The organism is Brevibacterium sp. UBA7493 (assembly GCF_002479565.1).
GTDB classification, from domain to species: Bacteria; Actinomycetota; Actinomycetes; order Actinomycetales; family Brevibacteriaceae; genus Brevibacterium; species Brevibacterium luteolum.
Genome location: NZ_DLOD01000011.1, coordinates 33,471 through 57,373, shown reverse-complemented (window position 1 = coordinate 57,373; position 23,903 = coordinate 33,471). Strand labels below are relative to the sequence as shown.

The window sequence follows — 23,903 nt, the reverse complement described above, 5'->3', positions numbered from 1 at the left end:
TCAGCATCCCGGTGTCGGGGTTTCGTCTGATTCTGAGTCTGTCGTCTGTTTTCATCTGGTGGTGCTCCCGGCACAGCGGGTGAAGATTCCCCATGCTGGTGGGTCCGCCTCGTCCGGGGTTTTCGTGGTTGAACGGTTCAATATGGTCCAGTTCTGCTTTGACTGCTGATCTGTCGCATCCGGGCAGTGTGCAGAACTGCCATTTCTCCACCAGCGCGATCCGCATCTTCTCCGGGATCGTGTACGTTTCAGCTGCGTGATCGAGGACGGTGCCGTCGGTCGGGTCGGTCAGGATCCGGTAGAGCGTCGAATGGCCAGTGCCGGTGAGTTGGCGGGCGGTCTCAGGTGCGATGGGGTGGCCGTTGACCATCCCCGGCACACGAGCGTCATCGTCTTCGCCGGTGTTCTCATCGAGGAGGGTGAGTGCTGGGACGGTGATGGTGATGCGGGCTTGGCGTTTGAGCCACTGGCCATCGACAGGGCACTGCACACCTGTTTCGGCAAGCGTATCGGCGATCTTCTCAGCGGTGGCATCGATATCGATGCCTGCGGGGTTCGCCGCTTCTACGATGCATCCATCGAGCCCGCCTGGGGTGGAGTCACCGACCCGGCCTGGGGTGGAGTCACCGTCGACAGGCTTGGTGGTCAGTGTGCCTGCGGGTTGGCTGCCGGTGAGGAAGTCGAACATCAGCTCACCCATGCCCCGCTGGTCGACGATCTCATGATTCTCAGGTACTCCGAGTGGTGTGCCGAGGCCTTTGATCACCGAGCGTGCCATGCCGGCCAGCCGTGCTTCTAAGAGAGCGATCTGATGAGATGGTCCGCGAGCGATGAGGATCCCGAGTCCGTGGGGCTCGTAGTAGGTCTCCACGGTGCGACGATCCCGGACCTGCCTGGCGCGTTGTTCACGCGTGACAAGAGTGGAAATCAGTTGGCTGACAGCGCGCTTGAACGCGGTCATATCCGATACCCGGATCCGTGCCAGCCCGGCATCGAAGTCCGCCAGATACTCAGGCTCCAGACTCGTGGCACGTGTCGCGCCGTGAAGATACCTGTCATAGCCGATCACCCCGGCCCGGGCTTGTGACGTGAAGGCCGGCAGCCCGACAAGCCCTGCCGCAGCGACCTGTACACGTGACCGGACCTGTTTGACGGTGGTGTCGAGGGCGTCTGCCATGTGCATCAGTGACGTCGATGCTGCCCGTTCGATCAGCCAGGCATACGCATCCCGCCGCTGGCCAGCCTCGTTCCGGAAATCAGTCCCGTCACGATCCGGGTGGCCCAGCGCACGGGGATCGGCTGCCAGTTCACGCACCGCTTCCACCTGCAGGCAGACATCCTCAGGCGAATCAGCGCTCGTACGGGCGAGGAAGGCATCGAAGAGGAACCCCAGCCCAGTCATACGGCGCTCATCGATGTCCCGGTTGGCAGATTCCAGCCGGTAGAGACAGTCAGCGAAATCCGACGTATCGGCCACCGTGTCGTTGCAGCGGGGTGTGATGACCTGGTCTTCGACGAGCACCGCGGTCACCTCCTTGTGATCTACCGCGATCGTTCTGGTTTCAAGTCTATGTGTGTTCGATATGATGTGACAATAGTTTCGACTGTCTTCACATGCAACTCACATAAACATGTGCCTGCTTCGGGCTCTGACCCCAGTCTGCCAGCAGCCACGGACAACCCACCCATCGAACTCAGCCACCACCTCGGGCACGGCCTGCGGCCCGCCCACCCAAGCCACCCCTCACTTGCGGTTATGCTGGGATCCTATGGACCCCGCACTCGTCGCCGAACGCCACGCTGGCGAATGGGAGCGCCTGTCGCGCCTGGCGAAGAAGAACACCCTCAATCCCCACGAGGCCGAGGAGTTCCTGCGGCTGTACCGGGCGGCGTCGAAGGACCTCTCGCGCATCCAGACGGTCGCCCCGGACTCGGAGATCTCGGTGCGGCTGTCGAATATCGTGCACCGCTCGCGCACCCAGCTCACGAGCGTGCCGACCGGCGCGGGTGGGGCGCTCGCGCGGTTCTTCACCATCTCGCTGCCGGCGGCGCTGTACCGGCTGCGCTGGTTCTTCGTCTTCACCTTCGTCTTCTTCGTCGGCATCTCCCTGCTCACGACGCTTTGGGCCTACCACACGCCCGGCGTGCTGCCGGCCCTTGCTGATGAGGAGATGCGCCGCCAGCTGGCCGAACGCGACTTCAAGGAGTACTACTTCGAGCACCGCAACGAGGTCTTCGCCGTCGGTGTGTGGACGAACAACGCCTGGATCGCACTCCAGTGGGTGGCGCTGGGTATCACCGGCCTCTACGTCATCTACGGGCTCATCGTCAACGCCGTCAACGTCGGCATCTCCGGGGCGATCATGTTCGAGTTCGACAAGGGCGGGGACTTCTTCTACTACATCCTGCCCCACGGCATCCCCGAGATCACCGGCATCCTCATCGCCGCCGCTGCCGGCCTGCGCATCTGCGTCGCCTGGGTCGTCCCCGGCCCGGAGCTGCGGCGCACCCGTTTGGCGCGGGAAGCCCGCACGACGATCACCGTCGGCCTCGGCCTCATCATCTACCTGTTCCTCTCCGGGCTCATCGAAGGCTTCATCACCCCATCTGAGCTGCCCAACGTCATCCGCATGGGCACCGGCATCCTGCTGACCGCAGCGATCTTCGCCTACGCGATCTACTTCGGCCGCCCAGCGCTCAAGGCCGGTCTGAGCGGGGACGTGTCCTCGGACAAGGCAGGCTACGACATCGTCGCCACAGACCGCTGATCCCGCGCCCGAGGCGCCGGGCCGGGTGGCGAGGAACCGCGCCCGAGGCGTGCCTCACCTCGGTGCCGGTGACCGGTTAGAGCTTGCCGCTTGCCTTGAGTGAGATGTAGAGGTCGGCCAGCTGCGGGGCGAGGTCCTCGGGCTCGGCGTGCACGGTGTGGATGCCGGCGTCGGAGAGGGCATGGCCGAGTGAGCGGGCGGCGAGCAGGTCGTGCTCGGCGGCTGCGGCGCGGTAGACCTGGGCGGGGGAGTAGACATGGGATGCGAGGTCGCCGAGGTCGGGATCGGCGACCGAGGCGATCGCCAGCCGGTGCCGGGCGCGCAGCACCGGCAGAGCCGGCAGCATGTCCTGAGCGATGGTCCGCTCATCGAGGGCGGTGAGGAAGACGACGAAGGCCCGCTGCGTGCTCAGCCGCAGCGTCTGGGTGACGATCTCGTTCCAGTCGGCGTCGATGAGCTCGGGGAACACATCGGCGAGGTCGTTGGTCATGATGCCGAGCGGATCGGATCCGGAGATCGGACCGATGTGCCGGCGCACGCGCGCATCGGCGACGAGGATGTCGACGCGGTCACCGCCGCCGGAAGCCAGCGCTCCGAGGAGCATGGCGGCCTCCATGGCGGCGTCGAAGGCGGTGCCGTCGCCCATCCGGCGGGCGGCCAGGCGGGAGGAGTCGAGGACGATGACGACGCGGCGGTCGCGTTCGGGCCGCCACGTCTTGACCATGAGGTGCTGGGCGCGGGCGGTGGCCCGCCAATCGATCGAGCGGACGTCGTCTCCGCGGACGTATTCGCGCAGCGAGTCGAACTCGGTGCCCATGCCGCGGGTCATGAGCAGGGTGCGCCCGTCGAGCTCGCGCAGCCGGGCGAGCTTCGAGGGCAGGTGCTTGCGAGAGACGAACGGCGGCATGACGCGGATCGCCGCCGGCACCTCGACCGACTGCTGGCGGCAGCACAGCCGCAGCGGCGATGCCACCCGGACGGTGACGAGATCGGCCGGCAGCTCACCGCGGCGGGTGGGCACCAGCCGCGTGAGATGCTCATGCTGCCCGCCGGCAGGCAGCCGCACCCGCAGCCGGTTGTCCTCAGCACCTGCAGACGGTGGCCAGGCGTCGCGGATGTGCAGGCTGGCGGTTCGCGTGCCTGCGTTGATGACGGTCAGCGTCGCATGAGTCTCATGCCCCAGCCGCACCCGTCTGCCCGGCGTGCGCTGCAGGCGGATCGTGGCAGGAGAGGCGGTGGCCAGCCAGTCGATGAACGCCACGAGCATCACGCCTGCCAGGGCGATTCCGGCGGTTCCCCAGCTGGGGAAGACCATGACCGGGATCGCCGCCAGAGCGACGAGGACGACGAAGCGCCAGGTGATGATCATCGCGGCACGCGGGTGGTGTCGATGATCGAGGCGAGCACCTGGTCGACGGTGATGCCGTCCATCTGCGCCTCCGGTCGCAGCATGACGCGGTGGCGGAAGGCCGGCGAGATGAGCGTCTTGACGTCATCGGGGGTGACGAAGCCGCGCCCGGACATCCACGCCTGCGCCTGGGCGGCGGCCAGCAGCCGGGTGCCGCCGCGCGGGGAGATGCCCATCGCGAACGACGGGGCACTGCGGGTGGCCTGGACGAGGTCGACGATGTAGCCGAGCACCTCGGGATCGACGTAGATGCCGCCGACTCGCTTGCCGGCCTCCAGGATCGTCGCGGCGTCGGCGACGCGCTCGATGCCGGCATCGGACAGGCGCCGGCCGTCGAAGCCGTGGGCGTGGCGGGTGAGGATCTCAAGCTCGGTCTCGCGCTCGGGCAGCGTGAGCATGAGCTTGAAGAGGAACCGGTCGAGCTGTGCTTCGGGCAGGGGATAGGTGCCGTCATGCTCGATCGGGTTCTGGGTCGCGGCAACGAGGAACGGCTGGGGCAGCCGGCGGGTCTGCCCGTCGACGGAGACCTGCCGCTCCTCCATCGCCTCCAGCAGCGCCGACTGGGTCTTCGGCGGGGTGCGGTTGATCTCGTCGGCGATGAGCAGGTTGGTGAATACCGGGCCCTCGCGGAACTCGAAGTCCCCGGAGCGGGTGTCGTAGATCATCGAGCCGGTGACGTCGCCGGGCATGAGGTCGGGGGTGAACTGCACGCGCGTCGAGTCCAGTTCGAGCGCCTCGGCCAGTGCGCGCACGAGCAGAGTCTTCGCCACGCCGGGCACACCTTCGAGCAGCACGTGCCCGTGGCACAGCAGGGCGAGCAGGATCCCGTCGACGGCCTCATGCTGGCCGACGACGGCCTTGCCGACCTCATGGCGGACGGCGAGGAATCGCTCGCGCAGTTCGTGGTCGCGGTCGCCGAGCTGGTGCTCGGCCGCCAGCCGCTCATGGAGTCCTGGCTGTCCCGCGCCCGAGGCGGCGGGCGCCTGTCCGTGCGGCTGGCCCGGAACCTGTCCGTGCGGTTGGCCCGGAAGCTGCCCGGGGGCTGGCGCGGACGCGTGCCCCGGCTGGCCGGGCTGCTGGCCATGCAGCTGGCCCGGCATCTGCCCGTGGGTTGGCGCATGCTGCGGCGGCAGCGGCGCTTGGCCGGGCTGGATCCCCGGCTGGCTGCCGACGGGCCCGAACTGCGGGCTGCCAGGCCCGCCCGGCTGGCCGCCCGACCCGAACGGACCAGCAGGCTGTTCCGGTTGCTGAGGATGGTGGGGAATGTCGGTCATGTCGGGGAGACCTCGCTTTCGATGGCGGTGATGAGGACGGCGATGTCTGAGAGCTGCCGGTCGTGAGCCGGCACTCCCTCGAGATAGGCGTAGCGGACTTCGGCCAGGTCGCGGCCGGTGTGGGCGGCGATCGCAGCGCACAGCTGCTCGGGCCGCTCCTGGGAGGGCCGGGCGAGCCGGGCGGCGATGCGCAGCAGGGAGGCGGTGCGCAGCGCGTGCAGCGACTCGGTGCGGGCACCCGCCCGCTGCATGAGGGCTGCGCGGCCGTGGACGGTCTCGACCGGCGGGACGACGACCGGCAGCCGCTCGACGGCCAGCGGTCCGAAGCGCCGGATCCGCCACCACAGCAGCGCGGCAGTGAGGGGGATGAGCCACAGCAGCGCGACGCCGAACCACGGCGGGACGAAGGTCAGCGCATTCGGCGGCTCCTCTTCGCCGGCCGAGGGCTGGTCGCCGGCCTGCGGCAGGTAGACGACGAGATTCTCATGCTGGCCGAGGGTGTGCAGCATGAGCGCGGCATGGCCCTCTTCGTCGAGCGAGGCGTTCGTCATCCACGTCTGCGAGCCGAGGACCGTGACATCGGCACCGTCCGCCTCGGCGCGGGCGTAGGCCCCGGCGCCCGGCGGGACTCCGGGGAACGTATAGCAGGTGGTGACTGCTCCCTCGTATCCCGGGGCGGCTGAGTAGAAGCCATCGGCGCCGCGCAGCTGTCCGGCGGCTGCGGCGGCCGGGGCCTGACAGCCTGGCTGCAGCAGCTCGTGCTGTACGTCGCTTTCGAAGTAGGAGGCCATTCGCAGCGCTGGGGTGAAGTCCTCGACGTCATAGCCGGGATCGGCCAGCACAAGCGAGTTGCCGCCGCTGCGCACCGCCTCGCCGATCTCCTTGCGCGTCTCGGTCTCGCCATCAGCGTCGAGGTCGATGTAGAGCACCGTGGTGTCTGCCGCCGCGGCGGCGGTGCGCGCCTCCTGCCGCGATTCGGTGACCGTGACCTCGACCCCGCGCTCGCGCAGAATGTCCATGAGCGCCTTCGTGCCGGAGGGCTGCACCGACTCCGGGTGCAGTGCGCTGGTTTCCTCGTCCAGGATCGAGAGGAAGAACCCGCCGATCGCCGTCACCAGGATGACGGCCGCGGCGGTGACCCACAGCGCGGCCGCCCGCGAGCCGCTGCGCAGCCGGTCAGCCCGGCCCGGCCCGGTGTGAGCGGTGGTGCCGCGGACGGCGAGGTCGAGGCTCGTGCTCATGCGCCAGCCTCCCGGTTTCCCACACCCGAGGCGGTGCTCGCGTGGGCCGACCCCGGTCCCGAGGCGGTGCTCGCGTGGGCCGACCCCGGTCCCGAGGCGGAGATCCGCTCAGCCCGGGACAGCAGGTCCTGCCAGTCGGCGGCACTGGCGTGGGCTTCGCCGAAGGTCACCGCGTCGAACAGGGCACCGGCGGCATGCGCATCAGCGGCAGCCGGCGGGCAGGCCGCAGCCGCAGCGCCGGCCAGTTCCGAAGCGGTCGAGGCGGCGGTCATATCTATGAGGCCGGCGGCGACGAACCGGGCGAAGATCGCCCGCACCCCGTTCTGCACCGCCAGCGTGTAGTCTCCCTTGCCGGCTGCCGTCTGGGCGGCATCCCAGAAGGCCTGCGGGTCGATCGTCTCGGCTCGCTCGGCGGGGTCGAAGGCGGCGAGGTCGACACCGCCGCTGGTGCCGCGGCGGACCCGCCGGATGACGAGGACGACGAGCCCGACGATGATCGCGGCGATGATGAGCAGCGTCCACGGCGAGTCGAGCGCGGCAACGCTGTCGATGATCCCGTCGAAGAACCGGTCGATGGCCCGGCCGAGCTTCTCCAGCGGGGAGAGATCGGCGTCGCGGTACTCCGGTTCGGACAGCTTCTTCTCAGCCCAGCGCCGGGCCTCGTCGCGATCGGGGGTCAGGGGAGTGCTCATGTGCGGCGATCCAGCTCCTCGGCCTCGCGCAGCAGCAGGAGGTCATAGCCTTCGAAGCGCATCCTGCGGTCGAAGTACAGGCCGGTGATGACCCCGGACTGGTAGGCGTAGAGCACCGCGGTCGCCGCCGCGGTGAAAGCGAGCCCGAGGATCGTCAGCACACCGATCACCACGGTGGCGAAGGTGTCGGCATCGGTGGAGTCGAGGAAGGTCAGCGAGACGATGAGCGCGGCGATGAAGAAGATGAGCAGCAGCGGGAAGACGATGATGCCAATGAGCTGCGAAGACAGGTAGTACGACAGCAGCAGTGTGCCGGCGGTGGCCCAGAAGCGGCGGCCGGTGAGCTTCCAGGAGCGGGCGAAGGCCTGCCGGATCGTCATCCGCTCCAGCGCGATCGCGCAGCCGACGAAGGCGGTGCGGACCATGAAGAAGACCGTGAACACGACCCAGCCGAGCGCCCCGAGACCGGCAAGCAGGAACCCGACGACGGCCTGCGCGGTGAACACCGCGATGACCACTCCGGGAGCGAGCAGCAGCGCCAGAGCCGCGAAGTGCGCCCCGCCGAGCAGGGCGGTGGCGGCTATCAGACGCAGCCGCTGGCCGGCCAGCAGCCCCCAGGTGCGGCGCAGCGTCGTCGTCGACCGCCCGCGCGCGTCGACGGCGCGGCCGCCGGGCGGTGTGAAGAACGCCTGCCGGGCCGGGATCGAGAGAAGCCCGGAGAGGAAGTGCAGGAAGCACAGTGAGAGCAGAGAGACAGCCGAGGCGCCGAACTGCATGAGGAAGGACAGCCCGCCGACAGCCTCGGTGTTGCCGGCGATGCCGACGACATAGCCGAAGCTGAACCAGATGAGACCGGCGACTGCGGCACCGACAGCGAGCAGGAACAGCGTCAGCGCGATCATCGCGGTGCCGACGGAGACCCCGGGGCTGAAGCGCAGCAGCCGGAACCCGGCATCGAGCGACTCGGCGAAGCGCATCGGCCGCTTCGACAGTACGCCCGGCTGCGGGGCCGGCTGCCAGGCCGGGCGGGTGCGGGTCTCAGTGCGCGGGTGCCAGCGGCCGGTCGCCCAATCGGTCTGTGCGTCCCAGGCGGCGCGGTCGGTGACGAACAACGGCACCTCCTGGTTCGGGGTCAGATCACGCCCCATTCTATGCACACGTGCCCGGTGCCGAGACGACATTCGGGCACTCACCTGCACCACCGCCTCGGCGCCGGGGCTGCAGGCGCGCCGTGTGAACCTGCCGACACCTGCCGCCCCCTGCGCTGACTTCTCAGCCCGATAGGTGACAATGGATGCTATGAACGCACGGATCCTGGTAATCGACGATGACACCGCGCTGGCGGAGATGATCGGCATTGTGCTCAAGAGCGAGGGCTTCGACCCGCACTTCTGCGCCACCGGCGATGGTGCGATGGAGGCCTTCCACAGTGTCAGGCCCGACCTCATCCTGCTCGACCTCATGCTGCCCGGCAAGGACGGCCTCGAGGTGTGCCGGGAGATCCGTGAGGAGTCCGGGGTGCCGATCATCATGCTCACCGCCAAGTCCGACACCGTCGACGTCGTCCTCGGACTCGAATCCGGTGCCGATGACTACGTGCCCAAGCCGTTCAAGCCCAAGGAGCTCGTCGCGCGCGTGCGCGCCCGCCTGCGGATGTCAGAGCCCTCCGCGCCCGAGGTGCTCAACGTCGGCGACGTCTCGATCGACGTCGCCGGGCACACCGTGACGAAGGGCGGCAAACCGGTGTCGCTGACCCCGCTGGAGTTCGACCTGCTCGTCGCGCTCGCCCGCAAACCCTGGCAGGTGTTCTCGCGCGAGACCCTGCTCGAGGAGGTGTGGGGCTATCGGCACGCCGCTGACACCCGGCTCGTCAACGTCCACGTCCAGCGGCTGCGCTCGAAGATCGAGAAGGATCCGGAGAAGCCCGACATCGTCGTCACCGTCCGTGGTGTCGGCTACAAGGCGGGCCAGGCTTCGTGAGTCGCTCCGCATCGGCCGTGCGACTGGGCCGGAGCGCCTGGGGCGGCCTCATGCGGATCTACCGGTTCCTCGCAGCGGCTTTCACCCGCTCGCTGCAGCTGCGCATCGTCGTGCTCACCATCCTGCTCACCATCATCGCCGTCTACGGCGTCGGCAGCTTCATGGCCCAGCAGATCTCCCGCGGCCTGTTCGAAGCGAAGCTGTCCTCGGTCTCGACGCAGATGTCCGGCTATGCCGGTGAGCTCGAATCGCTGTCCCCAGGTGAGGACGACAGCGCGCTGTCCGAAAGCCTCAACGTCCAGCTGCGCGGGATGCTCTCCCGGTCCCCGACCCCGCTGCGCTCGATCGCGCTGGAACCGCGTGAGCGCTCATCCCAGGTCCAGCCGACGACCGCGGTCATGTCTGGGCGTGAGGCGATCGCACCCTCGGCGATGCCGGATGCGTTCCGCAACGCTGTGTCCCAGGCGCAGGCCGGCGAACAGCTCTACCAGTCCGTCGAACTGCCCGGGCCCGGCAGCTCACCGGGCCTCATCCTCGCCCAGCAGGTGACTGTGCCCTCTGCCGGCCAGTTCGACCTCTACGTCGTCGCCGACCTGCAGGAGGAGCAGAACACGCTCGACTTCGTCCAGCGGGTGCTCATCGTCGCCGCCCTCGTGCTCGTGGTGCTCGTCGGCGCGGTCGCGTGGATCGTCACCCGGCTCGTCGTCGTCCCGGTGCGCACCGGCTCCGAGGTGGCCCGCAAGCTCTCCGACGGCGACCTCGACCAGCGCATGCCGGTTCAGGGCAATGACGAGCTCGCCACCCTGGCGCAGAGCTTCAACGACATGGCCGACACGCTGCAGGACCAGATCACCCGGATGGAACAGCTGACGGTGCTGCAGCGCCAGTTCGTCTCCGACGTGTCCCACGAGCTGCGCACCCCGCTGACCACCATCCAGATGGCATCGAACGTGATCTACGAGTCCCGCGACGAGCTCGACGAATCCCATCGCCGCATCGCCGAGCTGCTCAACTCGCAGGTCGAGCGCTTCGAGACGCTGCTGAATGATCTGCTGGAGATCTCCCGCCACGATGCCGGTGCCGCCCAGCTGGTGACGAAGCCGGCCGATGTGTGCGAGGTGGTCTCCGGGGTCATTGACACGCTGACGATGGTCGCCGATCACGCCGATACCGAGATCATCCTCCACGCTCCCTCCGCGCCCGTCATGGCCGAAATCGACCGGGTGCGCATCAACAGGGTGGTCCGCAACCTCATCGTCAACGCCATCGAGCACGGCGAGCAGCGCCGCATCGACGTGTTCGTCGCCGCCAACGCTGAGGCGGTGGCCGTGAGCGTGCGCGACCACGGGGTGGGCATGTCCGAGGAGCAGGTCGAGCACGTCTTCGACCGGTTCTGGCGAGCCGACCCCTCACGCCGCCGCACCCTCGGCGGCTCCGGACTCGGCCTGGCGATCTCACTGGAGGACGCTCACCTGCACGGCGGCTGGCTGCAGGCCTGGGGCCGGGTCGGGGAGGGCTCGTGCTTCCGGCTCACGATCCCGCGCCGGGAGGGCCAGTCGATCACCACCTCGCCGCTGCCGCTGCCGCCGGCCGATGCACGCGTCGGCGGCACCGCACTCGTGGCAGGACCGGCCACCTCGGACGGTTCGCTGCGCATCCAGACCGGCAGCATCCCGATCGTCGTCGAGACCCAGGAGGCCAGCGATGAGACCGCGTAGCCTGCTCGCCGCCATCCTCGCAGCCGTCGTCCTCATCTCCGGCTGCGCTTCGATCCCGAAGGACGGATCGGTCGGCCACCGCGACGTCAGCGGCGATGACCCGCACGTCCAGTCCCGCATCGATCCCGACGGGCCGGTCCCTGGGCAGAGCCCGAACGAGATCGTCCGCGGGTTCCTCGCCGCCGGCGCCGGCTACAGCAACAACTTCGAAGTCGCCCGCTCCTACCTCACCGACAGCTTCGCCGGCGAGTGGAACCCGCTGTCCTCGGTCACTGTGCTGCAGCCTGGGCGCACACTGGATTCGGTGACGAGCGAGGTCACCACCGACTCGCAGTCGGTGTCGCTGACGATCCCGGTCGGCGGTGTGCTCGACGACCGCCGCATCTACCGCGAATCGGCCCGCGGCACCCAGGTCGATATGGACTTCACGCTGCGGCAGGTCAACGGCGAATGGCGGATCTCGCAGGCCCCGGCGGGCATGGTGCTCACCGCCGTGAACTTCTCGACCCTGTTCCAGCCCTACCCGCTGTACTTCTACTCACCGGGTTACGAGCTGCTCGTGCCCGACACCCGCTGGTTCATCCGCTCACCGGCGACGGCCAGTGAGATCATGACCGAGCTGCTCGGCGGCCCGGCCGACTACCTTACCGGTGCCGTCGTCTCCGCGATCCCCGACGGCACCCAGCTCGACCCGCGCTCCGTTGCCGTCTCCGACGGGGTCGCCCGCGTCGAACTGTCGGCGACCGCCTCGGGCCTGGATGAGCGCACCAACGGGCGGATCGCGATGCAGATCCAGACAACGCTCAAAGAAGTCGGGTCGATCACCGCGGCGCGGGTCTCCGGCACGAGCGGCGAACTCGACTACGGCTCCCTGCCCGATGTGCCCACCACGCTGAACATCTCCGGCAACCCGATCGCGATCTCCGACCGGCGGCTCGTGCGCATCCTCGGCACCACCATCGAGCCGATCGACGGGGCCCCGCAGCTCGTCGACGGAGCGGCCCGGCCTGCGATCGCCCTCGACGAGTCGATGTACGCCTACATCGCCGACGACGCGCAGGCTGTGCGGCGCCTGTTCGCCGACCGTCTCAACGACGAGGAGGTGCTGCGCGGTGAGAGCTACGCCAGCCTGTCCTTCGACAAGGAGGGCTGGCTGTGGGCGGCGGAGACGGCCTCCGACGGCAATATCCAGGCCATCAGCCGCAACAGCGACCTCACCGAGGTGGCGGTCCCGTTCCTGGGCGGCCGCACGGTGACGAGCATCGGCGTCTCACCCGACGGCACCCGCCTGGCAGTGCTCAGCAGCGACGGCGACGACACCCGTCTGGAGGTCGTCGGCATCTCCCGGGACTCCCAGGGCGCCCCGACCGGGGTGTCCTCGGCGACGCCCCTGCAGGTGGCGACGGGCTTCTCGAAGATCACTGACTTCTCCTGGTTCGGCTACGACGCCCTCGTCCTGCTCGGCGCCGAACAGGGCACGAGCGTCGAACCGCTGTCCGTGCCGGTCTCCGGGCCCTCGACCTCGCTCGGCTCGATCGAGGGCGGCACGCAGATCACCTCCGGTGAGGAACAGCGCTCCGTGCGCGTCGGCACCGCTGACGGCGAGATCTACAGCTACGGGGCAGGCTCGTGGCAGAAGCTCGTCGACGCCCAGACCTACGACCCGGCAGCGCCGGGCTGACGGCCGCCGACCTGAGGTCACAAACGTCGCCGCCCCCTTGCCCGCGCCCGAGGCGCCGGGCAGGCTGGGACGATGGGCGCACCTCGGGCACGGGGCCCGGTCACAGCGTGGGCGGCCGCAGCCGCCGATGAGCTCGCCGAGCTCGTCATCCCGCGCGCCTGCGTGGGCTGCGGGGCCGACACCGTCTCCGTGTGCGGACACTGCCTGACCGGGATGGCCACCGAGACCATCACCGCGGTGCCGCGCTACGGCACCGCAGCTGTCACCGCCGCAGGGCCCTACACCGGGGTGCTGCGGGCAGCGCTGGTGGCCTTCAAGGAATCAGGCCGGAAGGACCTCGCCCCGCTGCTCGGCCTGCAGCTGGCCCGGTCGCTCACCGCCTGCCTGCAGGAGACCCCGGCACCCGGCAGGCTCGTCATCCTCGTCCCGGTCCCGGCCACACCGCGGGCGCGCCGGGCACGCGACGGCAACCACGTCGCCCAGCTGTGCGCGGCCGCCGCAGATCTGCTGAACACCGACGGGCTGCGGGTGCACACCGCCGAGCTGCTGACAGTCAGGCGGCACCGCGACCAGGTCGGCTTCGGCGCCCGCAGCCGGCGCCGCAACGTGCGCGGCTCCCACGCACTCGACACCCGCCTGACACCTCGGGCCCGGCACGCGCTGTCGGAGGCGACCACGATCCTCATCGACGACATCTGCACCACCGGGGCGACCCTTGCCGAGTCGGCACGCGCGCTGCGCACCGGCGGCATCCTGCCATGTGGAACAGCTGTGATCGCACTCGCCCCCGGCAGTGGTTCCCTCGAGCGCTGAGATGGTATGTAATGGAGTAACCCCATCCGATCGGATGGGTACGGAGCGATCCGTCTCCCCGACGTGTAAAGGAAGTCACCATGGACATCGTCGTCAAAGGTCGCCACACGACCATCTCCGACAGTTTCCGGTCACATATCGAGGACAAGGTCTCCAAGGTCGAGCAGCTGGCGCCGCGCGCCCTGCGCACCGAGGTCGTCGCCACGCACGACGCGAACACCAGCCAGCCCGACACCGCCGAGCGCGTTGAGATCACCGTCATCGCCAAGGGCCCGGTGCTCCGCGCGGAGGCACACGCATCCGACCGCTACGCGGCCCTCGACCTCGCCTGGGCGAAGCTGCTTGAGCGACTGCGCCGGGCGCGCGATCGCCGCAAGGTCTCCCGCAAGGGCGGACACCGCCAGGCCTCGACCGCCGAGGCGCTCGCCGAGCTCGAAGTCATCGAGCCGCTGGCGCCGAGCCAGGAGGACGACAGCCAGACCGAGCAGCCCAGCACCGACAAGACCAACGGGCGCATCAAGTCCGAAGGCGATTCGCCGGTGGTGCTGCGCGAGAAGAACTTCCCCGCCAACCCGATCGGCATCGAGGAGGCCCTCAACCGGATGGAGATGGTCGGCCACGACTTCTACATCTTCATCGATGAGGAGACCTCCAAGCCCTCGGTCGTCTACCGCCGCCGCGGCTGGAGCTACGGCGTCATCACCCTCGACGAGTCGCTCAACGACACCGCCGAGGCGCCGGCCGAGCAGCCGGCAGCAGCGGAGGGATGATCGAGCAGAGCTGAGACCCCGATGAGGGTTCCGACACTCAGCCCGGAAGCGGCCAGGCGATGCGCCCTGGCCGCTTCCGGCTTCTCCAAGCCCCGCCCGTTCACCGTCAACGCCGGGCACCTCAGACGCACCTTCGAACGCCTCGGCGTCGTGCAGATCGACTCGGTCGCGCGGCTCGTGCGCGCCCACTACCTGCCGTTCTTCTCCCGGCTCGGGCCCTATGACACGACCCGGCTCGACCGGCTCTTCAACTCCGCTCCGCGGATGGGCGTCGAATACTGGAGCCACGAAGCCGCCTACGCACCGATCGAGATCGTCAACGGCTGGCACCGCAGGCGCGCCGAATGGTTCCGCCGCGACCTCGGCCAGCGGCACCCGGACACCGGCGCGGACTTCGTCGCACTCATGCACGACGTCGAAGACGCGCTGCAGGCCGGACCGGCGACCGCCCGGCAGCTGGCTGAGCGCGTCGACCACGCGATCCCCGAACGCCCCAAGGACCACTGGGGGTGGAACCACAGCCACACGAAGCGGGCGGCCGAGGCGCTCTTCCACGCCGGGCGGATCTCGGCGGCCGGGCGCAACCAGCACTTCGAGCGCCTCTACGCCCTGCCCTCATACGTCGACCCGAGACTGACCCGGCCGCCGCTGCGCTTCGGCCCCGACGACGACCCCACCCTCGGGCTGCGTCCGGGCACCGGACGGATCCCGCGCGGCATCACCGGCACCAGCGATGACATGCTCACCCCGATGCGCACCGCCGCCCGGGCGCTGGGCGTCGGCACGCTCGACTGCTTCGCCGACTACTACCGCGCCGGCCGCGCCGACACGGCCGCCGCGATCGCCGCTCTGACCGGCGCCGGGGAGCTCATCGAGGTCGAGGTCGCCGGGCAGCGCGCCTACCGCTGGCACAAGGCCCCGGTCCCGAGGCGGGTCGAGGCCTGTGCACTGCTGGCGCCCTTCGACCCGCTCGTGTTCAACCGCCGGCGGATCAGCTGGCTGTTCGACTTCGACTACCGCATCGAGATCTACACACCTGCCGATAAGCGCATCTACGGCTACTACGTGCTGCCGTTCCTGTGCGGCGACCGGCTGGTCGGCCGCGTCGACGTGGCCGCAGACCGGCAGCGCGGCGAGCTCAACGTCCACGCCGTGCACTGGGAGGACTGGCTTGAGGTGGGCCAGCGTGCTGCGTGCCGGCAGGCGCTGGAGGCCGAACTGGAGCAGATGCGGCACTGGCTGGGCCTGACACGCACGGTGTTCGGCGTCAGCGAACAGGAAAGCGCCTGAGGTTTGCGCCGCCGTTGAGCTCTCAGGCGCTAAGCTAATGGACGGACGACAGTCAGAAGCAAGAACCACACCCCCTGCACACCGGGTGGGTGACAAGGAGAATCGTGGCCAATTTCCTGGAAAAGCTGCTGCGCACCGGCGAGGGCCGGACGCTGAAGAAGCTGCGCACCTACGTCACGGCGATCAACAATCTCGAAGACGAGTTCAAGGAGATGACCGACGCCGAGATCCGGGAGGAGACCGACCGCTTCAAGGAGCGGATTGCCGATGGCGCCACGCTCGACTCGCTGCTGCCTGAGGCGTTCGCGGCAGTCCGCGAAGCCTCTGTGCGGACCCTGGGCATGCGCCACTTCGATGTCCAGCTCATGGGCGGCGGCGCCCTGCACCTGGGCAACATCGCTGAGATGAAGACCGGTGAGGGCAAGACGCTTGTCGCCACCGCGCCGGCCTATCTCAATGCGCTGACCGGCAAGGGCGTCCACGTCGTCACCGTCAACGACTACCTCGCCAGCTACCAGTCCGAGCTCATGGGCCGGGTGTTCCGGTTCCTCGGCATGGAGACCGGCTGCATCATGGCGCAGATGTCGAACACCGCCCGCCGTGAGCAGTATGCCGCCGACATCACCTACGGCACGAACAACGAGTTCGGCTTCGACTATCTGCGCGACAACATGGCCTGGAGTGCTGAGGAGATGGTCCAGCGCGGCCACAACTTCGTCATCGTCGATGAGGTCGACTCGATCCTCATCGACGAGGCGCGCACCCCGCTCATCATCTCCGGCCCAGCCGAAGGCGATGCTGACCGCTGGTACGGCGAGTTCGCCAATGTCGTCAAGCGGCTCAAGTCTGAGCGCGACTACGAGGTCGATGAGAAGAAGCGCACCATCGGCATCCTCGAATCCGGCATCGAGAAGGTCGAGAACTACCTCGGCATCCAGAACCTCTACGACCCGGACAACACCCCGCTCATCAGCTTCCTCAACAACGCCATCCGCGCCAAGGAGCTGTTCAAGCGCGACAAGGACTACGTCATCCTCGACGGCGAGATCCTCATCGTCGACGAGCACACCGGCCGCATCCTGCGCGGGCGCCGCTACAACGAGGGCCTGCACCAGGCGATCGAGGCCAAGGAGAACGTCGACGTCAAGCCGGAGAACCAGACTTTGGCGACGATCACCCTGCAGAACTACTTCCGCCTCTACGACAAGCTCGCCGGCATGACCGGCACTGCCGAGACCGAGGCAGCGGAGTTCATGTCGACCTACAAGCTCGGCGTCGTCCCGATCCCGACGAACAAGCCGATGCAGCGCGTCGACCAGTCCGACCTCGTCTACAAGACCGTCGAAGCGAAGTTCGATGCCGTCGTCGACGACATCGTCGAACGCCACGCCGACGGCCAGCCGGTGCTCATCGGCACCACGAGCGTGGAGAAGAGCGAATACCTCTCCAAGCAGCTGTCGAAACAGGGCGTGCGCCACGAAGTGCTCAACGCAAAGAACCATGAGCGTGAGGCTGCGATCGTCGCCCTGGCCGGACGCAAGGGTGCGGTCACCGTCGCCACCAACATGGCCGGCCGCGGTACCGACATCATGCTCGGCGGCAATGCCGAGCACATCGCCGTTGCCGAGATGGCTGAGAAGGGCCTCGATCCGAAGGAGAACGAGGAGGAGTACGAGGCGCTGTGGCCGGAGGTGCTCGCAGCGGCTGAGAAGCGCGTCGAGTCCGAGGCCGAGGAGGTTCGCGAAGCTGGTGGCCTCTATGTGCTCGGCACCGAGCGCCATGAGTCCCGCCGCATCGACAACCAGTTGCGCGGTCGTTCCGGCCGTCAGGGCGATCCCGGTGAGTCCCGCTTCTACCTGTCGCTGCAGGACGACCTCATGCGCCTGTTCGGCTCCGGTGCTGCCGAGCGGATCATGTCGATCGCCGATGTGCCCGACGATGTGCCGCTGGAGTCGAAGATGGTCACCCGCGCCATCCTGTCGGCCCAGACGCAGATCGAGCAGCGCAACGCCGAGCAGCGCAAGAACGTCCTGAAGTACGATGACGTCCTCAACCGCCAGCGCACCGTCATCTACGGTGAGCGTCGCCGCGTGCTCGACGGCGCGGACCTGGCCGAGCAGGTGCAGCTGTTCCGCGATGACGTCCTCGACGCCTACGTCTCCGGTGCGACGAACGGACCGCCGGAGAAGTGGGAGATCGACAAGCTCTTCGAGGCCCTTGAAGAGCTCTACGACCCCTCCATCACTCCTGAAGACCTGGCCGATGACGCCGGCGGCAAGGAGAACCTCACCCGCGAGAAGATGCTCAAGGAGATCCGCGCCGACGCCGACCTCGCTTACGACAAGCGCGAGGAGGAGCTCGGCGAGGAGGCGATGCGCGAGCTCGAGCGCCGCGTCGTGCTCTCGGTCATCGACAAGCGGTGGCGTGAGCACCTCTACGAGATGGACTACCTCAAGAACGGCATCGGCCTGCGTGCGATGGCCCAGCGCGACCCGCTGGTCGAGTACCAGCGCGAGGGCTTCGAGATGTTCAACACCATGCAGGAGGGCATCAAGGAAGACGTTGTCCGCCTGACGAACAAGCTCGAAGTCCAGGTCCGCATCAACCCGGGCGAGGACCTTGAGGATCCCAGCGACGACTTCGTCGAGGTCGAAGCCGAAGAGCTCAAGCCGAAGAAGCCGAAGATGCAGCTCTCCGCCCCGAGCGAGACCGGCGACGCCCAGGTCATGCGCTCCAACGGCCAGACCAGCGGCGGCTCTGCCGCCGGAGCCGACGAAGACTCCGCACCGGCCCCGGCCAACCGGGCTGAGCGCCGCAAGGCCAAGAAGAAGCGCTGATCACCAGCTCGTGATGGCGGTCTGTCGGCAGCATTCGCTGCCGCAGGCCGCCATCAGCATTCACGGACGAATCGACGGTTGGCTCAGGCGGTCTCCAGCGGTTCAGGCGGTTTCCAGCTGGGTGACGAGCCACCGGTTGCGGATGTGCTCCAACCGCAGGGCGACCGCACGGTGGCGCCGGCCGGTGTTGACGACGACCGCCGCCTCGGCCACGCGCGGGCCGACAAGGCACACCCGCGGGTTGCCAGCAGAGAGCATCGCAGGACGCGGTGGTGCCGCCTTGGCCAGCTGCTGCCGGTATGCGGCATGCGCGCGGATCCGCTCGAAGAGATCCGGGGCCACCCATTTGCCGACCGATGACGGGGCACGCGTGCCGCCGAAGATCTCGATGATCGCCACCGACAGTGACGACGCGGCCGCCTGCAGCGCTTCGATGAGGTCCTGTTGCTCGGCCTCCGCTGCGCGGCTGGACTCGGGTTCCGGTCGCCGCGTGGCAGCCGGAACTGGCGACGGTGCCTGTCTCGGTGCAGTCTCGGCGCGCGGCCTGGGGCGGGTGAGGGTCAGTTCGCCGGGTGCGGCGTCGGTCATCATCGTGGTCATGGCATCTCCAATCGCTGTCCAGGCATGATGAGGTTCGGGTCGGCACCGATGATGTGCCGGTTGGCGTCGTGGATCGCATCAACGCGATCAATGAGCTCTGCGCTCTCGGCCCCGGCGTAGTGCTCGGCGGCGATCGTCCAGAGGGAATCTCCTGCGCTCACCGTTGCAACGTCAGGCGAGGCCGGGGTTCTGTGATCATCTGAGTCCCTGCCGTTGTCCGTTCCCGAGGTGCCGGGCTGCTGCGTGGGAGCGTCCGGATAGGGAGTGGTCGGGTCCTCGTCATCGGCAGTCGGTGACGTCGATTCCTCCGATGGCGGAGCCGGGCTGTCAGTCGGGCCGGCGGACGGTGAGTCCGGCGACCGGGTCGGCCAGCCAGGGGAGGAGGGCGCTGTCGTGCTCGACTCTGCAGGGCGGGTCGGCCAGCCGGGAGACGGCGCATCGGGTGTTGCCGCGGCGGCCGTCGCGAAGCCGGTGCCTGTCAGGATGAGGCCGGCACACGAGGCGGCGACAACACGCCGGAACCTGGCCGGGCTCATCGCAATCGCCGCCTGGGCGCAGCGGTCGGCAGCCACGTGACCGAACAGCCGAGCCGCATGGGCGAGACCACTGAGCACCGTGGCGCACGTGAGACGCGCACCGGCGAGGACTGCTGCACTGCCGGCGATGAGCACCAGACCGGCGCCGATGTCACCTTGACCGAGCGCCACCATCAGCTCCGGGGCGCTGGCACACAGCCACAGGGTCACGACGATGTGTGTGAGGCTCAGCAGCCGTGTCAGCCAGATCAGCATTTCAACTCCTATCAATGTGCTTATAAGAATGACAAAGCACAGCAAACGAAGTCAATAGATACTAAAAAGTAGTATTGAGATTCGACTGGATTCGAATGACAGAGATTGAGCTGAGGTGTGTGCGGATGCCGTGCCCGGCGTTCGCTGTTCTGCGATCATGGGCTCATGACTGAGCCGACATCACCGCGCGGAGACGACACCTCAGGTGCCGATCGCGTCGAGGCGCTCTTCGCCGACCTCGCCGCTGAGGAACAGGGGCGCACCGCTCATGAGCGGATGGGTGAGCTCGGGGATCTTGTCGCAGGAGAGTTCGCCGATCACGGTCTCGCCCACCGGCTCGCCGGTGCTGTCGGCGCTCCGGTCGAGGTGCATGTCGCGCGCACATGGTTCGACGGCATCATCGATGCAGTGGGGCAGCAGTGGGTGCTGCTGCGCGGACGGGTGCCCGGCGCCCCACGGGCGCTGGTGAACCTGGCTCGGGTCGACCATCTGCGCATGCGCCGGGTCGCCCACGGCTCTGATGCCGTCATCTCCCGGCTGTCGATCCGCTCCCCGCTGCGCAGGTTCGGCGAAGGCCGACGCGAATGCCGGGTGTTCTGCGGATCCGACGGCCAGGTGTTGGAGGGAATGGTCGACGCCGTCGGCGCTGACTACCTGCAGATCCGCCGCGGAGCCGCCGTCGATCTTGTGCCGCTGCATGCGCTGGCAGCAGTGCAGGACCTCACGCCAGGTGACAGCGTCTGACGCTCAGACGTCGACGCGGCCTTCCCGGATCTCCTGCTGAGTCTGGGAGTACATCCGCTGAATGTAGTCCTCCAGCTCAGCCTTCTCGATCCGCCACTGCCCGCGGCCACCGACCTTGATGGCGCGCAGCTCACCGGAGCGCACAAGAGCGCGCGCCTGCGTGACGGTGACATTCAGGATCTCCGCGACGTCGGTGAGGGGGAGGAAGCGGACTTCGGCAACCATGATCGGCACTCCTTTGCAGCTGCGCACGCAGGCGCTCGCGCCCGGTGCTCTGCAGCTCGTTGTGATCGCCTCCATCATAGACGACTTTGCTGTCAGATCGTGGCGTTCGCTGTGACTTGTGGACAGTGGTGTTGTCCACAGCCCTGTTCCCATGCGTCGCCTTATATGTAAGGTAGTCGGAGATGGCGGGCCGGCACCGACCGACCCGCCACTGCAGTCCCCTCGAGCAAAGGAGCTCCATGTCCTTCCGCGAACCCAAGCGCGCCGAACGGCTGCGCCCACCGCGCTGGCGCGACCCCAAGCTCATCATCGGAGCGCTCATCGTCGCCGCCTCGATCCTCGGCACCTGGTTCATCGTCAACCAGGCAGCCAACACGATGACCGTCTGGACCGCCTCCCGCCCGCTCGTGCCCGGCCACGCCATCACCGCCGATGACCTCAGCGCCACAGAAGTGCGGATGACCGAGGCGGAGGAGCACTACCTGCCGACCAGCGCAGAGATCCCTGCCGGAGCGACCGTGCTCTCCAGCATCGCCCCCGGCGAACTCATCCCGGCCTCCCAGGTCGGCACGGCCGACCAGCTGGCCGGCCGCGTCATCGCCCTCGATGTGCCAGGCGGACTGCCCGGTCAGGTCGACGCCGGTTCGACGATCGACCTGTGGGGCACCGACACCCGCATCGAAGACTCAGCACCCGAGCTCATCCTCAGCAGTGTCGCCGTCATCTCCGTCGATCGCGACAGCGGCGGGTTCGCCGGTGCGAACACCAACCGGATCGAGGTCTTCGTCCCCACCGAGGACATCGACGCCGTGCTCACGGCCCTGGCCGGTGAGCATCACATCTCCGTCGCGGCAGTCCCGGAGCATGGATGAGCGCCCATCCGCCTGTGCCCACCGGCGTCATCGTCGCCGTCGACCGGGACCACGAACCGACCGTGACCGCACGGCTGAGCGACGCACCCGATTTCACGATCGTGCGCCGCCCGGCCGATGAGGTCGAGCTGCTCGCCGCAGCCAGTGCGGGGATGGGCGCTGTTGTCGTGCTCGGCCGCGAATTCCCGGGTCTCGACGCCGAGGTGGTCCGCCGCCTCCATGGCACCGGCGCCCGCCTGCTGGGCCTCGGGGACGACGAGGAGCAGTTCCGCGCCTGGGGTGTGCGCAGCCACGTCTCCCCGTGGGACCCGCCCGAGGTGTTCCTCGCCGCGGTGCGCGACTGCGCCCAGTCGGTGGCCGTCCCGCCCAGGCCTGCCGAACCACCGCGGGCTGCCCAGACCCGCGAACCCGGACCGGTCATCGCCGTGTGGGGAACCGGCTCAGCCCCGGGCCGCTCGACCGTAGCTGCCGGACTTGCGCATCTGCTCAGCAGCCAGGGCACCTCCGTCGTCCTCATCGACGCCGACACCGTCACCGCCGGACAGGCGGCCATGCTCGGCATCGTCGACGATGCCCCGCAGCTGGCAGCACTGTGCCGCCGCGCAGCCAGCGGCGTCCTGACCCCGGAACTGTTCAGCCGGCACCTGACGGCGATCAGCCCGCGCCTGCATCTCGTCACCGGTCTCAGCCGCGCCAGCCGCTGGCCGGAAGTCCGCCCAGCGCTGCTGAGCACGATCCTCGATGCCGCAGCCGCCACCGCCGATGTCGTCATCGTCGACATCACCGATCGCATCGACCCCGATGACGAATTCGCCGACCCGCACTACGACCGGCACGCCGCCACCCGGGCGGTCCTCGACCGCGCCGACCACACGCTGCTCATCGCCCAGGCCGACCCGCTGGGCATTCAGCGGCTGGTGCGGCTGCTGGAGACCGAGCGCGGTGAGGAGCTGCGCGAGACCGCCACGATCGTCATGAACAAGGCCCGCGCCTCAGCGGTCGGCGCTGACCCGCAGACGGCGATCGACGCGACACTGTCCCGGTTCCTCGGACTCGACGGCTGCCACTACCTGCCCGATGACCGAGCGAATGTCGACGCTGCGGTGCTGGCCGGGCAGGCGATCACCGAACACTCTCCGCGCAGCCCGCTCAGCCGCGCGCTCGGTCAGCTTGCCGCAGCCCTGCCCGGGCTGCCCGAACCGCAGCTGCGCCGCCGCGACCGCAGCTCCAAGCCGGCGGCCGCGCGTCGGGTTCGCCTTCCGCGGCTGCGCCGGAGGACAATGGCCACATGAGCTCATATGTGCGCGCATACGTCCCCGTGACCTCTCACCATCTCGTCTCCGCCTGGCCGGCGATCACCGATGTGCTCGCCTTCGCCCCTGACGCCAATGGGCGCGCACTGCGCTCTGATGCCGGTGAAGAAGCCGAATTCACCGCACAGATGACAGCCGCCGAAGCCTGCCTCGACGAGGCGTTGCGCACCGGCGGCTCCCGCGTCGTCATCGCCTGCGACATCCCGGTACTCGGCACCCAGGTTCGCTCCGTCGGCGCCGGCCTGGAGGCCTTCGGCCCGTTCAGCGTCGACCCGAGCCGGGTTGTGAGCTTCCACATCGACGACCCCGAAGTCGTCGCGGCCCTGCCGGACGATCAGGAGGCGGCTGCTGCGCTGCTGCGGTCCTCGCCGCTGCTGTGGTTCGACGCCTCAGAGGTCGGCGATCTCCTCGAGGCGTTCGCCCAGCAGCCGTTCGACGGTCGGGGCGATCGCGGCCTCGACAGCTGAGCCGAACAGCGGAATCGACGAGGTCACCTCGGCGACAACGGAGATCTCGGTGCCCGAACCGCTGATATCGGCAGGATCGGCGGCAGCGAAGTCGATGACGGCGCTGACCGCGACCGGCACCCCGGGCACCTCGGTCGACTGCTGAGCCCGCGCTGAGGACGCATCGGCAGCGGTCGCCGGAAGTGAGAAGTCCTGTTCGATGCGCGCGGTCTCCGGCAGGAACCGGCGCGCGGAGTCCGGCACCTCGTCAGCCGGCAGCGGAGCCGAAGTGCGCACCTGCAGACCCTCGGCGACCGAACCGGTGACCGTCGCCTCGGCGGTGGCATGCTCCCATATCTCACGTGACTCCAGGCGAGCGAGAATACGGTGCAGCGGGGCGGTCGAACGGCGCTGTGCGGTGATCGTCTTCATGGTGTCAG

The 23,903-nt window shown here is 68.5% G+C and carries 22 protein-coding genes; 12 read left to right on the top strand and 10 right to left on the bottom strand.

Annotated features, from left to right (window positions below):
* Positions 1-1,522 (bottom strand): HNH endonuclease signature motif containing protein (locus B4E96_RS07790; RefSeq protein WP_286957057.1); only part of this gene is annotated, 1,522 nt, incomplete at its 3' end.
* A gap of 247 nt (positions 1,523-1,769) precedes the next feature.
* On the opposite strand from B4E96_RS07790, the gene B4E96_RS07785 reads away from it, so the two are divergent.
* Complete coding sequence (locus tag B4E96_RS07785) at positions 1,770-2,768, top strand: stage II sporulation protein M (protein WP_286957056.1); 999 nt, start codon at positions 1,770-1,772, stop codon at positions 2,766-2,768.
* A 76-nt stretch (positions 2,769-2,844) separates the two neighbouring features.
* Here the strand turns inward: B4E96_RS07785 and B4E96_RS07780 are convergent, their stop codons facing one another.
* The 5 genes from B4E96_RS07780 to B4E96_RS07760 all read right to left on the bottom strand — a co-directional run bounded on the left by B4E96_RS07780 (position 2,845) and on the right by B4E96_RS07760 (position 8,495).
* Complete coding sequence (locus B4E96_RS07780) at positions 2,845-4,137, bottom strand: DUF58 domain-containing protein (RefSeq protein WP_286957055.1); 1,293 nt, start codon at positions 4,135-4,137, stop codon at positions 2,845-2,847.
* Positions 4,134-5,276 (bottom strand): AAA family ATPase, encoded by a 1,143-nt coding sequence (locus tag B4E96_RS07775; RefSeq protein ID WP_414632685.1) that lies wholly within the window; start codon positions 5,274-5,276, stop codon positions 4,134-4,136. The genes B4E96_RS07780 and B4E96_RS07775 overlap by 4 nt, the downstream gene beginning before the upstream one ends.
* Positions 5,277-5,446: 170 nt before the next feature.
* Positions 5,447-6,691 carry a DUF4350 domain-containing protein gene (locus tag B4E96_RS07770; protein ID WP_286957054.1) on the bottom strand — a complete coding sequence of 415 codons (1,245 nt, stop codon included), beginning with the start codon at positions 6,689-6,691 and terminating at the stop codon, positions 5,447-5,449.
* Positions 6,688-7,383, bottom strand: a complete 696-nt coding sequence (locus B4E96_RS07765) for a DUF4129 domain-containing protein (protein WP_286957053.1) — start codon at positions 7,381-7,383, stop codon at positions 6,688-6,690. Before B4E96_RS07765 ends, B4E96_RS07770 begins: the two co-directional genes overlap by 4 nt.
* A complete protein-coding gene (locus tag B4E96_RS07760; RefSeq protein ID WP_286957052.1) occupies positions 7,380-8,495 on the bottom strand; it encodes a hypothetical protein in 1,116 nt (371 codons plus the stop codon). The genes B4E96_RS07765 and B4E96_RS07760 overlap by 4 nt, the downstream gene beginning before the upstream one ends.
* 187 nt (positions 8,496-8,682) lie before the next feature.
* Between B4E96_RS07760 and mtrA the strand changes: the two genes are divergently transcribed.
* From mtrA to secA, 7 genes are all read left to right on the top strand, one after another.
* The gene (gene mtrA, locus B4E96_RS07755) at positions 8,683-9,363 is read left to right on the top strand and encodes an MtrAB system response regulator MtrA (RefSeq protein ID WP_102162867.1); all 681 of its coding nucleotides are present in this window, start codon (positions 8,683-8,685) and stop codon (positions 9,361-9,363) included.
* Entirely contained in the window at positions 9,360-11,081 is a 1,722-nt protein-coding gene (gene mtrB / locus B4E96_RS07750; RefSeq protein WP_286957051.1) for an MtrAB system histidine kinase MtrB, read from the top strand. The genes mtrA and mtrB overlap by 4 nt, the downstream gene beginning before the upstream one ends.
* On the top strand, positions 11,068-12,762 hold the full coding sequence (locus B4E96_RS07745) for an LpqB family beta-propeller domain-containing protein (RefSeq protein WP_286957050.1): 1,695 nt from the start codon (positions 11,068-11,070) through the stop codon (positions 12,760-12,762). The genes mtrB and B4E96_RS07745 overlap by 14 nt, the downstream gene beginning before the upstream one ends.
* A gap of 72 nt (positions 12,763-12,834) precedes the next feature.
* On the top strand, positions 12,835-13,575 hold the full coding sequence (locus B4E96_RS07740; protein ID WP_170274761.1) for a ComF family protein: 741 nt from the start codon (positions 12,835-12,837) through the stop codon (positions 13,573-13,575).
* 80 nt (positions 13,576-13,655) lie between these two features.
* Positions 13,656-14,345 carry a ribosome hibernation-promoting factor, HPF/YfiA family gene (gene hpf, locus B4E96_RS07735; RefSeq protein ID WP_102162870.1) on the top strand — a complete coding sequence of 230 codons (690 nt, stop codon included), beginning with the start codon at positions 13,656-13,658 and terminating at the stop codon, positions 14,343-14,345.
* A gap of 21 nt (positions 14,346-14,366) precedes the next feature.
* The gene (locus B4E96_RS07730) at positions 14,367-15,635 is read left to right on the top strand and encodes a winged helix-turn-helix domain-containing protein (RefSeq protein WP_286957048.1); all 1,269 of its coding nucleotides are present in this window, start codon (positions 14,367-14,369) and stop codon (positions 15,633-15,635) included.
* A 104-nt stretch (positions 15,636-15,739) separates the two neighbouring features.
* On the top strand, positions 15,740-18,472 hold the full coding sequence (secA, locus tag B4E96_RS07725) for a preprotein translocase subunit SecA (protein WP_286957047.1): 2,733 nt from the start codon (positions 15,740-15,742) through the stop codon (positions 18,470-18,472).
* Between the two features lie 102 nt (positions 18,473-18,574).
* Here secA and B4E96_RS07720 read toward each other — a convergent pair whose 3' ends face one another.
* Positions 18,575-19,072: an Rv3235 family protein gene (locus tag B4E96_RS07720; protein WP_102162873.1), complete on the bottom strand. Its 498-nt coding sequence runs from the start codon at positions 19,070-19,072 to the stop codon at positions 18,575-18,577.
* Positions 19,069-19,863 (bottom strand): LysM peptidoglycan-binding domain-containing protein, encoded by a 795-nt coding sequence (locus B4E96_RS07715; protein ID WP_286957045.1) that lies wholly within the window; start codon positions 19,861-19,863, stop codon positions 19,069-19,071. Before B4E96_RS07715 ends, B4E96_RS07720 begins: the two co-directional genes overlap by 4 nt.
* A gap of 165 nt (positions 19,864-20,028) precedes the next feature.
* Here B4E96_RS07715 and B4E96_RS07710 point away from each other — a divergent pair, with 165 nt between their 5' ends.
* Complete coding sequence (locus B4E96_RS07710) at positions 20,029-20,607, top strand: hypothetical protein (protein ID WP_102162875.1); 579 nt, start codon at positions 20,029-20,031, stop codon at positions 20,605-20,607.
* A gap of 3 nt (positions 20,608-20,610) precedes the next feature.
* Here the strand turns inward: B4E96_RS07710 and B4E96_RS07705 are convergent, their stop codons facing one another.
* On the bottom strand, positions 20,611-20,832 hold the full coding sequence (locus tag B4E96_RS07705; protein ID WP_102162876.1) for a helix-turn-helix domain-containing protein: 222 nt from the start codon (positions 20,830-20,832) through the stop codon (positions 20,611-20,613).
* A 239-nt stretch (positions 20,833-21,071) separates the two neighbouring features.
* On the opposite strand from B4E96_RS07705, the gene B4E96_RS07700 reads away from it, so the two are divergent.
* The 3 genes from B4E96_RS07700 to B4E96_RS07690 are packed head-to-tail and all read left to right on the top strand — an operon-like array spanning position 21,072 to position 23,484.
* Positions 21,072-21,704 (top strand): SAF domain-containing protein, encoded by a 633-nt coding sequence (locus B4E96_RS07700; protein ID WP_170274765.1) that lies wholly within the window; start codon positions 21,072-21,074, stop codon positions 21,702-21,704.
* Entirely contained in the window at positions 21,701-22,996 is a 1,296-nt protein-coding gene (locus tag B4E96_RS07695) for an AAA family ATPase (protein ID WP_102162878.1), read from the top strand. The genes B4E96_RS07700 and B4E96_RS07695 overlap by 4 nt, the downstream gene beginning before the upstream one ends.
* Positions 22,993-23,484 (top strand): DUF6912 family protein, encoded by a 492-nt coding sequence (locus B4E96_RS07690; protein ID WP_146004403.1) that lies wholly within the window; start codon positions 22,993-22,995, stop codon positions 23,482-23,484. The genes B4E96_RS07695 and B4E96_RS07690 overlap by 4 nt, the downstream gene beginning before the upstream one ends.
* Here B4E96_RS07690 and B4E96_RS07685 read toward each other — a convergent pair.
* Positions 23,407-23,895 carry a DUF2505 domain-containing protein gene (locus B4E96_RS07685; RefSeq protein WP_286957043.1) on the bottom strand — a complete coding sequence of 163 codons (489 nt, stop codon included), beginning with the start codon at positions 23,893-23,895 and terminating at the stop codon, positions 23,407-23,409. The genes B4E96_RS07690 and B4E96_RS07685 overlap by 78 nt on opposite strands.
* Positions 23,896-23,903: the final 8 nt, after the last annotated feature.

What these genes read in the sequence shown, in the direction of transcription:
- B4E96_RS07785 (WP_286957056.1), top strand. Translation starts at nt 1,770, where the DNA reads ATGGACCCCGCACTCGTCGCCGAACGCCACGCTGGCGAATGGGAGCGC.
- B4E96_RS07780 (WP_286957055.1), bottom strand. Translation starts at nt 4,137, where the DNA reads ATGATCATCACCTGGCGCTTCGTCGTCCTCGTCGCTCTGGCGGCGATC.
- B4E96_RS07775 (WP_414632685.1), bottom strand. Translation starts at nt 5,276, where the DNA reads ATGCCGGGCCAGCTGCATGGCCAGCAGCCCGGCCAGCCGGGGCACGCG.
- B4E96_RS07770 (WP_286957054.1), bottom strand. Translation starts at nt 6,691, where the DNA reads ATGAGCACGAGCCTCGACCTCGCCGTCCGCGGCACCACCGCTCACACC.
- B4E96_RS07765 (WP_286957053.1), bottom strand. Translation starts at nt 7,383, where the DNA reads ATGAGCACTCCCCTGACCCCCGATCGCGACGAGGCCCGGCGCTGGGCT.
- mtrA (WP_102162867.1), top strand. Translation starts at nt 8,683, where the DNA reads ATGAACGCACGGATCCTGGTAATCGACGATGACACCGCGCTGGCGGAG.
- B4E96_RS07745 (WP_286957050.1), top strand. Translation starts at nt 11,068, where the DNA reads ATGAGACCGCGTAGCCTGCTCGCCGCCATCCTCGCAGCCGTCGTCCTC.
- B4E96_RS07740 (WP_170274761.1), top strand. Translation starts at nt 12,835, where the DNA reads ATGGGCGCACCTCGGGCACGGGGCCCGGTCACAGCGTGGGCGGCCGCA.
- hpf (WP_102162870.1), top strand. Translation starts at nt 13,656, where the DNA reads ATGGACATCGTCGTCAAAGGTCGCCACACGACCATCTCCGACAGTTTC.
- B4E96_RS07730 (WP_286957048.1), top strand. Translation starts at nt 14,367, where the DNA reads ATGAGGGTTCCGACACTCAGCCCGGAAGCGGCCAGGCGATGCGCCCTG.
- B4E96_RS07720 (WP_102162873.1), bottom strand. Translation starts at nt 19,072, where the DNA reads ATGACCACGATGATGACCGACGCCGCACCCGGCGAACTGACCCTCACC.
- B4E96_RS07715 (WP_286957045.1), bottom strand. Translation starts at nt 19,863, where the DNA reads ATGCTGATCTGGCTGACACGGCTGCTGAGCCTCACACACATCGTCGTG.
- B4E96_RS07710 (WP_102162875.1), top strand. Translation starts at nt 20,029, where the DNA reads ATGACTGAGCCGACATCACCGCGCGGAGACGACACCTCAGGTGCCGAT.
- B4E96_RS07705 (WP_102162876.1), bottom strand. Translation starts at nt 20,832, where the DNA reads ATGGTTGCCGAAGTCCGCTTCCTCCCCCTCACCGACGTCGCGGAGATC.
- B4E96_RS07700 (WP_170274765.1), top strand. Translation starts at nt 21,072, where the DNA reads ATGTCCTTCCGCGAACCCAAGCGCGCCGAACGGCTGCGCCCACCGCGC.
- B4E96_RS07695 (WP_102162878.1), top strand. Translation starts at nt 21,701, where the DNA reads ATGAGCGCCCATCCGCCTGTGCCCACCGGCGTCATCGTCGCCGTCGAC.
- B4E96_RS07690 (WP_146004403.1), top strand. Translation starts at nt 22,993, where the DNA reads ATGAGCTCATATGTGCGCGCATACGTCCCCGTGACCTCTCACCATCTC.
- B4E96_RS07685 (WP_286957043.1), bottom strand. Translation starts at nt 23,895, where the DNA reads ATGAAGACGATCACCGCACAGCGCCGTTCGACCGCCCCGCTGCACCGT.